Origin of the sequence: Veillonella sp. S13054-11 (assembly GCF_002959795.1) — a bacterium.
In the GTDB taxonomy this organism is placed as follows: domain Bacteria; phylum Bacillota; class Negativicutes; order Veillonellales; family Veillonellaceae; genus Veillonella; species Veillonella parvula_E.
Window position 1 is genome coordinate 44742 of sequence record NZ_PPCY01000008.1, and the last position, 15495, is coordinate 60236.

The 15495-nt window shown below is 38.6% G+C and carries 12 protein-coding genes; 4 read left to right on the forward strand and 8 right to left on the reverse strand.

Annotated features, from left to right (window positions below; genetic code table 11):
- Positions 1 to 45 precede the first annotated feature (45 nt).
- The 6 genes from VPHSUH08_RS07905 to VPHSUH08_RS07930 form a co-directional block, all read right to left on the reverse strand.
- Positions 46 to 1359 (reverse strand): DUF389 domain-containing protein, encoded by a 1314-nt coding sequence (locus VPHSUH08_RS07905; RefSeq protein ID WP_105087153.1) that lies wholly within the window; start codon positions 1357 to 1359, stop codon positions 46 to 48.
- A gap of 9 nt (positions 1360 to 1368) precedes the next feature.
- Positions 1369 to 2406 (reverse strand): nicotinate-nucleotide--dimethylbenzimidazole phosphoribosyltransferase, encoded by a 1038-nt coding sequence (locus VPHSUH08_RS07910; RefSeq protein ID WP_105087154.1) that lies wholly within the window; start codon positions 2404 to 2406, stop codon positions 1369 to 1371.
- A 289-nt stretch (positions 2407 to 2695) separates the two neighbouring features.
- Positions 2696 to 4015: a dicarboxylate/amino acid:cation symporter gene (locus VPHSUH08_RS07915; protein ID WP_105087155.1), complete on the reverse strand. Its 1320-nt coding sequence runs from the start codon at positions 4013 to 4015 to the stop codon at positions 2696 to 2698.
- Between the two features lie 197 nt (positions 4016 to 4212).
- A complete protein-coding gene (locus VPHSUH08_RS07920; protein WP_105087156.1) occupies positions 4213 to 5079 on the reverse strand; it encodes a hypothetical protein in 867 nt (288 codons plus the stop codon).
- A gap of 41 nt (positions 5080 to 5120) precedes the next feature.
- On the reverse strand, positions 5121 to 5951 hold the full coding sequence (locus tag VPHSUH08_RS07925) for a hypothetical protein (protein ID WP_105087157.1): 831 nt from the start codon (positions 5949 to 5951) through the stop codon (positions 5121 to 5123).
- A gap of 24 nt (positions 5952 to 5975) precedes the next feature.
- A complete protein-coding gene (locus VPHSUH08_RS07930; protein WP_008714868.1) occupies positions 5976 to 7148 on the reverse strand; it encodes an iron-containing alcohol dehydrogenase in 1173 nt (390 codons plus the stop codon).
- Between the two features lie 147 nt (positions 7149 to 7295).
- On the opposite strand from VPHSUH08_RS07930, the gene VPHSUH08_RS07935 reads away from it, so the two are divergent.
- From VPHSUH08_RS07935 to VPHSUH08_RS07945, 3 genes are all read left to right on the forward strand, one after another.
- Positions 7296 to 8855, forward strand: a complete 1560-nt coding sequence (locus VPHSUH08_RS07935; RefSeq protein WP_008714866.1) for a hypothetical protein — start codon at positions 7296 to 7298, stop codon at positions 8853 to 8855.
- 282 nt (positions 8856 to 9137) lie between these two features.
- The gene (locus VPHSUH08_RS07940) at positions 9138 to 11420 is read left to right on the forward strand and encodes a ribonucleoside-diphosphate reductase subunit alpha (RefSeq protein ID WP_105087158.1); all 2283 of its coding nucleotides are present in this window, start codon (positions 9138 to 9140) and stop codon (positions 11418 to 11420) included.
- A 148-nt stretch (positions 11421 to 11568) separates the two neighbouring features.
- Entirely contained in the window at positions 11569 to 12597 is a 1029-nt protein-coding gene (locus tag VPHSUH08_RS07945) for a ribonucleotide-diphosphate reductase subunit beta (protein WP_105087159.1), read from the forward strand.
- A 377-nt stretch (positions 12598 to 12974) separates the two neighbouring features.
- Here the strand turns inward: VPHSUH08_RS07945 and VPHSUH08_RS07950 are convergent, their stop codons facing one another.
- The gene (locus tag VPHSUH08_RS07950; RefSeq protein ID WP_004694959.1) at positions 12975 to 13433 is read right to left on the reverse strand and encodes a DIP1984 family protein; all 459 of its coding nucleotides are present in this window, start codon (positions 13431 to 13433) and stop codon (positions 12975 to 12977) included.
- A 101-nt stretch (positions 13434 to 13534) separates the two neighbouring features.
- A complete protein-coding gene (locus VPHSUH08_RS07955; RefSeq protein ID WP_105087160.1) occupies positions 13535 to 13951 on the reverse strand; it encodes a GNAT family N-acetyltransferase in 417 nt (138 codons plus the stop codon).
- A 473-nt stretch (positions 13952 to 14424) separates the two neighbouring features.
- Between VPHSUH08_RS07955 and aroF the strand changes: the two genes are divergently transcribed.
- A complete protein-coding gene (gene aroF, locus VPHSUH08_RS07960; RefSeq protein WP_004694956.1) occupies positions 14425 to 15438 on the forward strand; it encodes a 3-deoxy-7-phosphoheptulonate synthase in 1014 nt (337 codons plus the stop codon).
- Positions 15439 to 15495: the final 57 nt, after the last annotated feature.

Consider the following 15495-nt stretch of genomic DNA (forward strand, 5'->3'; position numbering starts at 1 on the left):
TCGCTCTATATAATAAACAATCTAATCAAAATCAAAAAGATCAAATTATAAAGTTGACGTTGTTTGCTCAATAGAAATAGTTACAGGTGCTGATAACTTAGCCTCCAACCAAGCTTTTATTCGTTTCGAGTCTACATCAGATACACTAGACGTGGTACGAATAATCACTATATAACGGCTCGCTTTAGCCTGTTCAAGATTATCTATCAAAGGCATGCCTTCCACTTTGCTTACAAACGGGAATAACGCCTTTGCTTCAGCTTCTGTCGTTTTCATTGTGTTTATAGTTTCACTTACTAGTTGATAAGTCGGCTGGTACAGATTACTCAAATTTTTATATTTTTCAAGATTTTCCGAAGATTTATTTAAGTTCGTCTTATCCATAGTAGATTTATTCTCATCTACGCTATTAACAAATCGCAATGTATAAGGCTGCAAGTACTCATCCTTCTGTAACTTGTCATCCAACTGGGCTTGCTCTTCTGAATTCACAGGAGCTCCTATAACTACTAAGTCTACTAGCTTATTCGTTCGATCCAATGAATAATCAATCACTTGTCGACGTCCATCTTGATTAATATCGTTCTTAATAAACTGCTCTATATGATTTGACTCAGAATACTTGATGGTCATATCATAGCCTGCATAAATACTTGGTATAGCCATAATAAAACCAATCACAAGAAATATTAGCTGATTACGACGAATAAGCTCTTCTGCTTGTTTATGGAATGGCAAACTATATACACCCTTTAAAACAATAAAAGATGCAAAGAAGATGAAGAATGCATTTATAAAGAATAGATAGCCAGCCCCAAAGAAATAGTTCCAATTTCCATTAGCAAGGCCATACCCTGCCGTACATAGTGGTGGCATAAGTGCAGTTGCAATCGCGACCCCTGGTATAACATTATCTAAGGTCTTACGCGTTTGCCCAATAATCCCAGCTAACCCACCAAATATAGCAATAAATACATCAAAAATACTCGGTTCTGTACGCGCTAATAGTTCAGATGTAGCCGTCTGAACGGGGGAAATATAAAAATATAAAGTAGATGCCAAAACAGCAATCGTAATCTGTAAGGATAATCTTAAAATAGCGCTTTTCACAACTGTAAAATTAAGCGTAGCGAAGCCAAAACCAGTTGCTAGAATAGGTCCCATCAACGGCGATATAAGCATAGCACCAATAATAACTGCCGTACTATTCATATTCAACCCAATAGAGGCAATAAACATGGAGAGGATCAGGATAACCAAAGCAGGTCCCTTAATCTTAGCCCCACCTATCAACCTTTTAGCAATGGTTGCATCATCGGCTCGCTCAAAATGTATATCAAAGTATTTATTTATTTCCATTCTTCTTCCTTATAATTTCATCAGCTCTGCAAAGGTGCCCACATTTACAAACATATGCTGCGTTGTTTTTAGCATTTGAACCATCAAGATGGCCCCCGTGCCTTCTCCCATCGACATTTGTGCTTGAATAGGAACCATGTCTTGAGTGATCCCCACCTCAGCCAAAGCGATTTCCGTACCTTTTTCTTTAGAATAATGCGATGGCAATGCATAGTCCTTAATACGAGCGTTTATGTGCGTTGCACAAGCAGCTGCCACAGATGTTATAAAGCCGTCAATAACAAAAGGCTTTTCAAAATCTACACAAGCCAGCATCGCCCCAAGAATAGCGGCAATATCAAAGCCCCCAACATGAGCTACGATTTTACGAACTCGGTCAGGCTCATGTTCAGAAGCCATATTGTTCTTATGATGCTCTAAAACAGACCGAACAAAATCAATTTTACGCTTCATCAGCTCTGGTTTGTCTGGCCAGGAACCAGGGCCCACGGTTTCCGTTGGCTTAGCTCCAGTTAATGCAGACAAAACACAAGCAGAGGTTGTTGTATTACCCAAGCCCATTTCACCAAAGGAGAACAGATTGATTCCTTGTTCTACATAATGTTGAATCCGTTCATATCCAGCTTGAAAGGCGCTATTAAATTCATCCTCAGCCATGGCAGGATGGTTCAAAATATTCTTTGTACCCTTCGCTACTTTGCGATTCACACCAATACCATCATCTGAGGCAATTCCTACATCTACAACCTCATAAGGAATATTGTTAAAGTTACAAAATTGTGTCGCCGATGAACCACCGAGTAACATATTACGAGATTGCTTTTGTGTCACCTCGTAGTTATAGCCTACATAACCTTCCATATTACAACCATTATCAGCAGAAAATATGATATGCTGTGGTCGGATTTCACCATTAATCTCGCCCCAAGCCGCGCAAATCTTACGGAAATATATTTCCCATAAACCAAGACCACCTGGGATAAGGCATTTTGGTTGGAGAAATTTATTTAATTGTTTCTCTATCGGTAATACTGACTTATCTTTCATTCTAATCTCTAATCCGCACCTAATGTGCCAACTAGCCTTCTATCAATTCGATATTATTCTATCTGAAAGTATAACATAAAATGCATATCTAGTAATGTGACTATTATTAGTTTTTAGAAGTATAATTTAATTTTGAAATTTAGTATTCTAACAACTATATTTCTAATCGAAATTATCATTACACAATTACAAGCACTCTAGTAGATAAAAAAGGTTATCCCCTTACAGGATAACCTTTTATTTGAGTTATATAATTAAGTATTTTCTTAAGTCTATCTAACCTACGAATTTAAGCACCTTGGAATTGAGGCATGTCGTCGCCACTAGAGTCGTCCAATTTACCTTGAAGGTCATGGTCAACCATGGCACATACAGATGCATCAGACCATACGTTTTCAGCGGTTTCAATCATATCGATAATCGTATAGATTGGCAAGATGATACCAAGCAAACCAATTGGTGCACCGATGGAACTCATCAAGGACAAGGTTAAGAAATAACAGCCCATTGGAACGCCTGCATTACCAATCGCAGCGAGAACAGCAATAAATAACCAAGCCACCATTGTGCCCATAGTTAATTCCATTCCTGCATTTTGCATTACGAATAAGGATGTGACAAGAATGAAAGCTGCGCAACCATTCATATTAATAGTTGTACAAATTGGCAATACGAAACGAGCTACTGCAGGATGAGCTTTCAAATTATCCTCAGCAGATGCCAATGTAACAGGCAATGTTGCTGCAGAAGATTTTGTGAACAACGCAACGGCTACAGCTGGAGACATTTTGCGGAATACATCCACAGGGTTCAAACCGCGGAATAACAAGAACAATGGAATTACGATAAAGAATTGAATCAAGTTACCGCCAATAACAACAGCCGTATATTTACCTAAGGCACCAACAATGACGCCTGCTTCGATTTGTGCAGATAATTGACCTGCAAAGGCAAGGATGCCGATTGGCAATACATAAAGCAATGCTTTAATCAACGTGAACAATAACTCTTGTAAACCAAATAACACTTTCAACACCGCTTCACGATTTTCTGTGCGTGGCATGAAAGCAAAGGCTAAACCAACGGATGCGGAGATGAACATTACGGACAATACATTAGCTTGTAAGTAAGGTTGCAAGATATTATTTGGAATAACGGATAAGAAATGATCGTAATAGGTAACGGTACCGAGTTTTTCTGGTACTTGAGATGCGCCAGCACCGATTACATCAATTGGCAAGTTGCCTGGTGCAATCCAAAGGTATAAGCCAAGTCCTACAGCCGCCGCACAAATCGTGGTTAGCAAAGTATACACTACGGCATGACCAAAGATACGACCTGTATCCTTTTTAGCACCTAGCATGGATAATGTAGTAATTACTGCTAAGGATACGGTTGGAATTGCGATAAATTGAAACAAACGGGTAAAGATCGCTGCAATAAAATTAAAGAGCTCATTTAAAGCCGGAATATGTTGCCATCCTAAGATAGCACCAATGATGAGTGCCCCCATCCATAAAATGAACTGGCGCAATTTACCTTGACCACGACTTTTTAAGGTAATCTCTTGCGCTAAGACATCCACATTCTTGTCGTTTTGATCTGTCATAATAACACCTCTCTACAAACTAAACTACTAGAGACTAAAAAAAGAAATCCCAGCCCTAGGGCTGGGACAGTGAATATCCGAGTCTCTCTTTAATTCACATTATAGAGATATGATTTAAAATTGTCAATTCCAATATTTGAACACATTATAATATATTCAAGTATTATTTCAATTTTTTATAGACATTCTAATAAAAACTAATGATACATATCTATATCTACAGTAATCATTCGCGTTCGCTCTGGATTAAACATAAAGTAAATGACTCTAGGCTGATCATGATCAAAGTTATGGTAAACAACATATACTATATATTTCTCAGCTGATATCCGAGTACTATAATAATAATCTTCCTTAGGATCATCACCGATACTCTGTGTACCATCAATTACCCAGGGAAATAATTTCCAGTTTTGTCGTTGAACGGTAATAATCTCATAATATTCATTCACGTCACTAACTAATAAATTTCTATCCTTTGGATATGTAAATGAATTAAGTGCTTTAAAGGTACTATCATTTTTCCTGCCATTTACAAACGAATACCAAGCATGAGATTTAACAGTTTCCTCATACTGTGAAATAGTAGCTTCATCACCATCTAATACCAAGCAACTATAACTCCCACCCAATCCAATTACCTCAGCAGAAGAAACCACTTTCAAGCTCTCTGGTAAAGACTTAGGTGTTTGTAATGGAGCCGGAATATACCCCGCTTTAGATGAGGGCCATGTAGAGTGCCACTGTTTTGTATCATAATGAGATACCCCTATAGCAGAAAATGCTAAATTAACAGCTAATGTGGGAAGCATACACAGAAAAAAGATTACATAAAAATATGTTAAAAATCTTTTTCGTATAGCTTTCTCACTATCGATTACTCCACATTTTTCAAACAATAACACAATCGTAGCTACTAACAAAATCAGATAGTATAACCCAGAATATGATATCTCATCCGAAAACAAAAATGTTAGTACCCAAAGAATTATAAAGAACCATATACTTTTTCTATATGGAGGCTCAGTAAACAAATTCTTTAAATACATTAAACACTGTCGCATATACACTCTCCACAATCGAATTTGTAAAAGTCTTAAGTATTTTAATTCGACTGATAAAACACAGCTCGAGTCCCATCATCATTGATTAACAGTTCTACAAAATGAGGCCTTTTTATATCACCATTATCTACAAATACATATAGTCTATGATTACGAACGGAGCTAGTACTTTGATTAACCACCGTTTTTGTTTCTTTTCTAGGTGCAAAGCGCAACCATTCAACAAAATCTCGCTTAGGTAGATTTATTGGCTCTTCATTTATACTTTCAATAATATTATATTCACTCGGATGAGATATTGACGTTTTTCGTTCTCCCGTTTTTAAATCACGTAAAACACCATGCTTATCGATTTGTACTTGATAAGTAGCTTGTGCCTTTGCAATTTTCTCATACTGTGCAATAACTGCAGGGTCCCCTTCTAAAACGGTATATTTCGTAGGATATGCACCCGCCCAAGCTAAGTCATCACCAGATGCTGAGGCTCTAATAATCCCTTCTGGAAGTACACTAGGACGCTTTAATCCTTCTGGTAATTCATCACTATCAGGCCAACCACGTTTCCAATCCATCGTACTAAACTCAAAACCATCAGTTTGATCACGAGTCGTCTGAGTATCATATTTAAGCCAATCAGCTACGAGCCAAGATATACAAAGGGTTATGACAACAAACAAACCACAAGCCAATCGATTATAGGCTCTTTCAGATATAGTTCGTTTCTTAAAGCGACCATATTGCAGTAACACACTCAATACTATAGCTATACCAAAAACCATGTATGTAATAGGTGCTATGTTAAATAGCGCTACCACGATTGCAAACAACACGCATAGCATAACCGTTAATAGGCCATAAAATTCTTGAAACAAAACTCTCTCCTATCATGACAATACTTAGAACATTTTCTTATACAACATTTCTATATCTTCCTGACTCACATCGGCCACTGTATTAGCAATATTGCCGGTAGCTACGACATACACGTTATCGACAAGCCAAGGAATGTCTTTTTTTGTAAAGCCTAGTTCTGTAAGGTTTGTGGTAAGGTCTAACTCATGTACAATTAAACGCAGTGCTTCACCTAGTTCGGATCCATCTCCATGGTTAAAGATACGTGCCAAGGTAGCAAACTTATCGGGATTAGCACTCCATGTATATTCCACTACAATCGGTTCGATAACGGCAAGACCTACACCGTGAGTAATATCCTTAAGCCCACTAGCAGGATGTTCCATGCCATGAGCAAGTGTTACACCGGCGGTATTAATAACCATGCCTCCAATTGTGCTAGCCAATGTAACGGACTCCCAAGCTTTTGTAAGTTGAGTTTCGTTGAAAACAGCTGATTTGCTTTCAGCCTTTGCTTTCACATGTTTATATAAAGGCACGAGATATTGAGCCAATAATGTTACTGCATAGTGGGATAGTGCATCTGTAAAAGGTTGTGCCGTTCTTGATGTGTATGCTTCAATATTATGACAGAGTGCATCAAAGCCCACAGATGCCAGTACATGTGGCGGCATTGTGCCCATCACTGCCGGATCTACGATGGATACCTTTGGTACGATGGCATTACATCGCAAGGATTTCTTGTCTCCCGTTTCAGGGTTCGTAAGCACCCCGAAACCATTGCCTTCAGAACCTGTACCACAGGTTGTGGGAATTACAATTAGAGGCAACGCCTTATCACTGGTTTTACGGTTAAAGATATAGTCGTTAATGTCACCATCGTTAACGGCCATAAATGCAATGCCTTTTGCACAGTCCATGATGGAGCCCCCACCAATGGCAATGACCATATCACAGCTTTCAGATTTAGCTAAAGCAGCACCGTCCAATGCAATCGTCGTTAAGGGGTTCGCATCCACTTGATCAAACAGCACATGTTCGATATGTGCCGCATCAAGTTTTGCCGTCACACGGTCATATAGTCCAGATTTTTTAGCACTCGTACGCCCTGTTACGATGAGCGCCTTTTTGCCATAAGGCTTGACAAAATCAGCAACACGGTCGACTTTATCCCACCCAAATTGGATATGTACTGGTAAAAAATAAGAGAACTCCATGTGAACGACCTCTTTTCTATAAATACTAGTTCTTAATGTTATTGTAATGTATATTCAGACGCCTGTAAAACCTCATAGGACTTTCACCAGAAAACATGTATACTACATATAAGAGGGGTCATTTATTTTTATAGAGGGAGAGAATCTATGAAATCTGCAATTAAACATTTATGGTCTTCGCTGCGAGACCTAGCAACGCAGTCACCTATATTGCTAGTATTAATCGCCGTATTTTCATGTACACCATTATATATTGAGCAAGATTGGTTTTCTGATATAGACCTTGGATTGTACACGTTGTATTTCTTCATCGTCATACTGGAAACATATATAATGCGAGATCGAAAGTTCTCCATCATATATACTTTATTAAGTATAGGCATCAGCGTTGGTCTATATACGATTCACGAAACGTACCATCACATACGAGGCATCGAGTTGGCCACAGAAAACATATCATACCTATGGCTATACTCTATGATTGCGCTGTACTTTACGTCACCTGGTGAACACTACATCGGTGAAATCATCAACCGCATAAAACGGATTGGTATCACCATTGTTACATCAACACTGTACAATATAGTCATAGTCATGACCTTATGGTTCTTCTTCATCATTTTGGATAAACCATTCACCTTTGAAGATCTAATCTTTAAAGCACTAGCCGCTATTAATATTTTTATCTGTATGTCCATGCTGTGCACTTATAAAGAGGAGCTTGATGGACCGCCAGAACCAAATACATTCTATAATGTTGTTTTTGGAATCATACTACCAAAAGCTTCCATCATTACAGGTATTCTAGCTAATATCTACTTGGTATTGATCCTCTTAGGCCTCCGTGAAGATGCACGGTTCCTTTACACATATTATCCGTATGTAGCCATTTTCTATCTATTTTACTTGGCTAGTTTCAGGTCTAGCGAAAGCAGCAAGACACAAAAGATCCTATGTTTCTTATTTATTACGATTACAATATTATGCTTAATCCTGATTGGCAAGCGTGTAATAAATGAGCCCGTACTCTGGCTCAATACGATTTATGTGGCCGCATTCAATCTAATCTTCTTAGCACATAATGTATACTCCTTTGTAAAGCGTTTGACTCCATCGATCCATACAACGATTATGGCGCTCGCCCTAGGTGCAGTCCTTTTAATGCCTTTTATCGGTTACACATCCCATCGAGAGTTTACAAACTATACGAAAATTGACGGTCAATGGCACGTATACTTGCCTATTACAGAAACATTTAACCCTGATTTTACAGACTATGGCAGGACGATTATACAGGGGGATTCTTCAAAACTAGGAGCAACGGAAATATATAAGGAACGAAATATTCAGTTTATCAGCTTTACGGCCGTTGAAGAACCTCATGTTATTTCGCTTGTAGGATATAACAAATTCATTTCTAACATCGAATTAGAAGTACGTGAGCCTACTGATAGTACAGCTGACATACCAACAGCATCCTATGAATCTATCAACTTTAGATTCATCAATGAAGGCCTTGATTTAGAGGTATCTCTACCAAATGGCGTGACCGAGGTTCATCATATATATGAAAAATTTCTCACTGTTCCTAAAACGGCTTCAGATTCAGTCATTATAGAAGGCACGGGATACAAACTCTTAATCCACTCCTACTACGCATATCAAGACAGCGCACGAAGAATTATTTTTAGCGTATTATATAATTAATTATGAAAGCTAGTAATTTAAGGCATCTTCAGCCATATCGACATTTTTTGTAAAACTATATTAAAAAATTTCCAAATGTCAATATTGAATATATAGATTTTTTTCGCTATAATCGTAACATAATGTATAAGCCAAATAAGAAAACTACCATATATAGTAGTTTTCTTATTTTTCTGATTAGACTCAACTTAAAGATATTTTATATAATTCATTCTAATCTTATATATGCTTATACGACTATATTAACAGTTTTATGACTTTTTGCTCTCAAGGGGAACAGTAATGGAGATTATGATCAAGAAACGGGATGGCCATTTCGAGCCGTTGTCCGTTGAAAAAACGAAACGAATGATAGCCTTCGCATGTTTGGGGTTAGATTCTTGTGATCCACTAGAATTGGAAATGGATGCGAAGTTGCAATTCGTTGATGGCATGACTACTAAAGAAATTCAAAAGACTTTAGTCCAAACAGCTATCGAAAAAGTTATATCTAAAAAAGACGACGGCTTCGGCAACCAAGTTAATAAAATGAACCAAGATTGGCAGTTCGTAGCAGCCCGCCTATTCTTGTTCGATCTCTATAAAGAAGCCGCTATTACTCGTCGTTACAAAGCATTTGGCTACGGAAACTTCCCAAATCTAGTCAACATGCTTGTAAAAGAGAAAAAATACGCAGACTTCTTCGTTACAGAGTACACAGCTGACGAATTGCAAGAATTAGGCGATTACATCAAACCTAAGCGAGACTATCTCTTCAACTATGAAGGTCTCAAATTATTGGCTGACCGTTACTTGGTAAAAGGTTTTAACAAAGAAATCTTTGAATTACCTCAAGAACGTTTCATGGCTATCGCAATGCATTTGGCTCTTGTAGAAGGGGAAAATAAAGTAGAATACGCTAAGAAATTCTACGATTTGATGAGCCAATTAAAAATGACGACAGCTACACCTACTTTGGCAAATGCTGGTACACCATTCCACCAATTGTCCTCTTGCTTTATCTCTGGTGTAGACGACAACTTATGGTCCATTTACGACGTAAATAGCAAGTTCTCTCGCGTATCTAAACACGGTGGTGCTCTTGGTATCTACCTTGGTAAAGTTCGTGCATTGAACTCCGATATCCGCGGCTTTAAAAACTCCTCTGGTGGCGTTATTCCTTGGATCCGCTTGTACAATGATACTGCAGTTGCGGTAGACCAATTGGGTAAACGTAAAGGCGGCGCTACAGTAACGCTTGATATTTGGCATAAAGACTTCTACGAATTCGTAGAACTTCGTACAAATAATGGTGATGATCGTCGCAAAGCGCACGATATCTTCCCTGCTATCTCCGTTCCAAATATCTTTATGGAACGTATGTTAGCTCGTGAAAACTTCACCCTCTTCGACCCTCATGAAATTTTGGCTGTAAAGGGCTATTCCTTAGAGGACTATTACGATACTGATGACAATAAGGAATTCACGAAACGTTACCTCGAATGTGAACAAGATCCTAACTTACACGGCATCGAAGTACCAGCATTAGATATGATGAAAAAAATCATGCGTTCTGCTGTTGAAACTGGTACACCATTCATCTTCTTCCGCGACACTGTAAATGCTGCAAATCCTAACAAACATGCAGGTATGATTTACGCGTCTAACTTGTGCCACGAAATCGCACAAAACGTTGGCTTCACTAACTTAGCTGAAGAAATCATCAACGAAGATGGTACAATTACTACTAAAACAAATACAGGCGACATGGTTACATGTAACTTAAACTCCATCAGCCTTGGTCGCATTGCAGACGAAGAATTGGAAGAGAACATTGCCCTTCAAATTCGCATGTTAGATAATGTTATTTCCATCAACCAAGCACCAGTACCAGAATCTCGCATGACTTCTGATAAATACCGTGCTATCGGTCTTGGTACATCTGGTTATCACCACTACCTCGTAAATCATGATATCCAATGGGAATCCGATGAACATATCGAAGTAGCGGACAAATTATTTGAAAACATCGCATTCTATGCGATTAAAGCTTCCATGGAGCTTGCTAAAGAAAAAGGTGCGTACCCTGCTTTCAAAGGTTCCGAGTGGGAAACTGGTGAATATTTCACACGTCGTGGCTACATATCTGATCGTTGGAAACAACTCGCTGCAGATGTTGCAAAATACGGTATCCGCAACGGTTACTTGATGGCCGTAGCTCCTACAGGTTCTACATCCAACATCGCTAATACAACAGCTGGTATCGACCCTATCTTCAAAAAATTCTTCATCGAAGAAAAGAAAGGTTCTTTCACACCAAAAACGGCACCAGATTTAAACGACAAAACATTCTGGCTCTACAAAGAGGCACATACTATCGACCAACAATGGTCCATCAAAGCTTGTGGCGTACGTCAACGTCATATTGACCAAGCACAATCTTTCAACTTGTACATTACGCCTCAAATGAAAGCAAAAGAAATTCTTGACCTTTACGTAGAAGCCTACAAACAAGGGATTAAAACAATCTACTACATCCGTAATCAATCCCTCGAAATGGATGAGTGCACTAGCTGCTCCTCCTAATATTGGAAATATAATTGCTATATTTTGCAAAACCTATTCACAATAAATAGAGAGTACCGACTTCGAGAAGGATACTTTCACCAGTACTATAAATCTGATGACGACCTATAGCCGTATAGGTCGCATCGTTGTATAAAGGAGTCCTACTATGGATAAAAAACTGATCTTTAACGAACATGGCGAACGTGGCACTCAATCCATGATTGGCGGCAACACAACAAACCTTCGCGAATGGAACCGTATCAAGTACGACTGGGCAAATCAAATGTACCGTACAATGCTCAACAACTTCTGGATTCCAGAAGAGATTTCCTTGAACGAAGATGTTAAACAATTCCCATACTTAACAGATTACGAGCGTCGTGCCTTCGATAAAATCATTGCATTCTTGAACTTCCTTGATTCCATTCAATCTGAAAACTTGCCTAATTTGAGCCGTTATATTACAGCATCTGAAGTGGCATCCTTATTGAATATCCAAGCATTCCAAGAAGAAATTCACGCTCAAAGTTATTCCTACATTTTGGACACTGTAACAAATCCGATTACACGTGACAAAATCTATGACGAATGGCGTACAGACAAAACATTGCTTGAACGTAACCGCTTCATCGCCGATGCATACCAACGTTTCAGCGATGATCCTAGCGAAGCAACCCTTATTCATACAATCATCGCTAACTATATCTTAGAAGGCATCTACTTCTACTCTGGCTTTAGCTTCTTCTACACATTGGCTCGCCAAGGTAAAATGACAGCTACATCCACAATCTTCAAATATATCAACCGCGATGAAGTAACTCACCTCGTATTATTCCAAAACATCATCCGCGAGTTACGTCGTGAACGTCCTGACTTGTTCACACCTGAACTAGAAGCAAAAATCACGGACATGATTCGCCAAGGTGCAGAGAATGAAATCGCTTGGGGCCAATACATCACTGACGATAAAATCCTCGGTCTTAACAACGTTCTTATCGAACGCTACATCAAATACCTTGCCAATATCCGCTTAGAAGCAATCGGCTTGCCTCATCTCTATCCTGATATCAAGGAAAATCCAATGGAATGGATTGAAAGCTTCTCCAACTTGAATAGCACAAAAACTGACTTTTTCGAAGCTAAAGTTACAAACTATACAAAAGCAGCGGCATTTGATTTTGACGATTTAGAATAATAGACGTTATAAAATACAATATCTAAGGACGTACGGGCCAATAGAAAAGAGCTAATAGCTATAACGCTATCAGCTCTTTTTTCATGATTATTTAAACCTTAGTTATGAGGAATTACTGCAAATTTAAACAGCTCTCTCCTATTTATCTCTAAAAAAATACTATCATATCAGTGTATATGTTGATAGAAATATAGTCCCCAAACGCCACCCTCGTTTTTACAGTTGACACATGGTTATACATTGTAAATTGTATCAATACATTTGTGCGCAAATAGGCCTACACCGTAGATTTTCATTCGCCCCATGAATGTATTCATAATAAGCTTGGTAAAAGCAAAAGTTTTTGTGTCCACCCTGTTTCAAACTACCAACTATGATTAGCTTTCAATCAATTCAGTTGTCCAGTTAGCAGACTGCAATAGATTGTCTAATAAGCGGACTTGTTTTGCGATATGATCAGCTTCTTTTTGGACGTCTGCCACATTCACGGTCGGCATTAGCTTAATCTCAGACCCTCTCGCACGGAAATTAATACTACCTGCGCTAGATGCCAATGTTCGATAAGCAGTTAGACGCAAAGCAGCGCAATCTTTTTCGGCAATGATTTCAGTAATAGATCGACCTTCTATAATAGTTTTGCAATTTGTTAAATTAATATCTGCAATTAATTTTTGAAGTCTATTTACACATTGTTCTAATGTTTTCAAAAGTTCTTCAGGGTTCTCATTCGGTACTTCCCCTTCTTGCACTAAACTGTTTTGAGTTAAGCGAAGCTCTAAATCGCTTATTTTATAATTTAAATCAGATCGTTCTTGTAATGCTTCTGCTAGTTTCATAAACTCTCACCTCTCAAAAAGATATATCAATTTACTTATAAAATACTATGTACAATAATAATATATCCATCAATTCTTATTATACAACACTATTGAACGGCTTATAATACTTTCCGCATCATCACATGCGGACAGCCTTCATCAAGGTATTCGTCCCCTTCAGCACGATATCCAAGGGATTCATAGAATGGTTTGGCCTGTACTTGCGCTGACAAAGAGCACGTTTTAAAGCCGTCACGACGAATAGCATTTTCGGCGTCCATCATGATCTTAGTACCTAAATGTTGTCCACGATACAACTTGCGTACCGCCATGCGCCCAATATGTGCATCTCCAGCTATGTCACTTGGAAAATATCGACACGTACCAGCCGCTTTACCATCAATGGATAAGAGCACAAACTTTGCAGTCTCATCGATTTCATCAAACTCGTCTTCAAACCCCTGTTCTTTCATAAATACATCGACACGAATTTGTTTTATTTTCTCTGTTATATGATCTAAGATTTGAATAATCATAGGTGCCCTTTCTGATTATAAGCATATTTATAAGAATCGATTTAGGCGTATTACGAAATATCCTATAAGCAATAAAAGCTTCTTATTTTTATTATATCAAAAATACGCTTAATGCCACAAAACGTCTCAGTTCCTGTTAATTCCCATATCAAAAATATTTTAAAACTTCCATGAAATTCATTTTTAGGTATTGCATAATTTTATCATTTGGGTTTATACTATACCCAACATTTTAGAAAGGAGCAACCAAAGATGACTAACCAAATTAGCCTCACAGCAAAGCAATACTTTTATTGGTTCTTTATCCAACGTACGGGTAAGGAACTATTTGTGATGCGCTAATAAAGGATTATTCAACATTAGTTGCTTAGAATAGTAAAAGGGCTACCCGTATTAGATTACGGGTAGCCCTTTTTGTTTGCTATCCGTATGGTCAGCCCAACTATTCACTGTAGTTACAAGGAGGAATTATCATGATTATTACATTGAAACAAAATGCAGCAGCAGAAGAAGTATCTCGTTTACGCAGTGAATTAGAGGCTCAAGGATTTGTTATCCACCCAGTAGAAGGAACGCGATACAATATTCTAGGTCTGATTGGTGATACTGCATCTCTTGATGCGCGTCAAATCGAGTCCCTAGATTTCGTAGATAAAGTAACTCGCATTCAAGAGCCATACAAAAAAGCAAACCGCAAGTTCCATCCCGATGATTCTGTAATCAACGTAGGTGGTGCACTTATCGGTGGTGGTCACTTCGCAGTAATGGCCGGTCCTTGCTCTGTGGAAACACCTGAACAAGTATTAGCCACTGCAAAAGCATGTAAAGAAGCTGGTGCCACAATCCTTCGGGGCGGCGCTTTCAAACCTCGTACATCCCCATACTCCTTCCAAGGCATGGGGCCAGAAGGCTTGGAATTGTTAGAGCTTGCTAAAAAAGAAACAGGTCTTCCTATCGTTTCCGAAGTTATGGATATCTCCCAATTACAATACTTCGATAATGTAGATATGCTTCAAATCGGCGCTCGTAACATGCAAAACTTCACGCTTTTAAAAGAAGTCGGCAAATTGAATAAACCAGTTCTATTAAAACGGGGTTTATCTGCCACATACGAAGAATGGTTGATGGCTGCTGAGTACATCATGTCCGAAGGCAATGAACAAGTTGTATTATGCGAACGCGGTATCCGCACATTCGAAACTAAGACTCGCAATACCTTAGATGTAACAGCAATTCCTATGATGCATGAATTATCTCACTTGCCAATTATCATGGATCCTAGCCACGCAGCAGGTATGAGCCGCATGGTTCGCCCACTTTCACTTGCATCCGTAGGCGGCGGTGCAGACGGACTTATGATCGAAGTTCACAATGATCCTTCCAAAGCATTGTGCGATGGCCCTCAAGCATTGCGTCCAGACCAATTCACTAGCCTTATGAAAGAAATTATCGCATTGCGCCAAGCATTGGTGGAATGCACTAAATAATCTCAAATATCACACAAATAAGCTAGTATCCGTTATAATAGATACTAGCTTATTCTT

Excerpts from the sequence above, each read along its gene's own strand:
- VPHSUH08_RS07935 (WP_008714866.1), top strand. The coding sequence starts at position 7,296 with ATGAAATCTGCAATTAAACATTTATGGTCTTCGCTGCGAGACCTAGCA.
- VPHSUH08_RS07955 (WP_105087160.1), bottom strand. The coding sequence starts at position 13,951 with ATGATTATTCAAATCTTAGATCATATAACAGAGAAAATAAAACAAATT.
- VPHSUH08_RS07905 (WP_105087153.1), bottom strand. The coding sequence starts at position 1,359 with ATGGAAATAAATAAATACTTTGATATACATTTTGAGCGAGCCGATGAT.
- VPHSUH08_RS07915 (WP_105087155.1), bottom strand. The coding sequence starts at position 4,015 with ATGACAGATCAAAACGACAAGAATGTGGATGTCTTAGCGCAAGAGATT.
- VPHSUH08_RS07930 (WP_008714868.1), bottom strand. The coding sequence starts at position 7,148 with ATGGAGTTCTCTTATTTTTTACCAGTACATATCCAATTTGGGTGGGAT.
- VPHSUH08_RS07920 (WP_105087156.1), bottom strand. The coding sequence starts at position 5,079 with ATGCGACAGTGTTTAATGTATTTAAAGAATTTGTTTACTGAGCCTCCA.
- VPHSUH08_RS07940 (WP_105087158.1), top strand. The coding sequence starts at position 9,138 with ATGGAGATTATGATCAAGAAACGGGATGGCCATTTCGAGCCGTTGTCC.
- VPHSUH08_RS07950 (WP_004694959.1), bottom strand. The coding sequence starts at position 13,433 with ATGAAACTAGCAGAAGCATTACAAGAACGATCTGATTTAAATTATAAA.
- VPHSUH08_RS07910 (WP_105087154.1), bottom strand. The coding sequence starts at position 2,406 with ATGAAAGATAAGTCAGTATTACCGATAGAGAAACAATTAAATAAATTT.
- VPHSUH08_RS07945 (WP_105087159.1), top strand. The coding sequence starts at position 11,569 with ATGGATAAAAAACTGATCTTTAACGAACATGGCGAACGTGGCACTCAA.
- aroF (WP_004694956.1), top strand. The coding sequence starts at position 14,425 with ATGATTATTACATTGAAACAAAATGCAGCAGCAGAAGAAGTATCTCGT.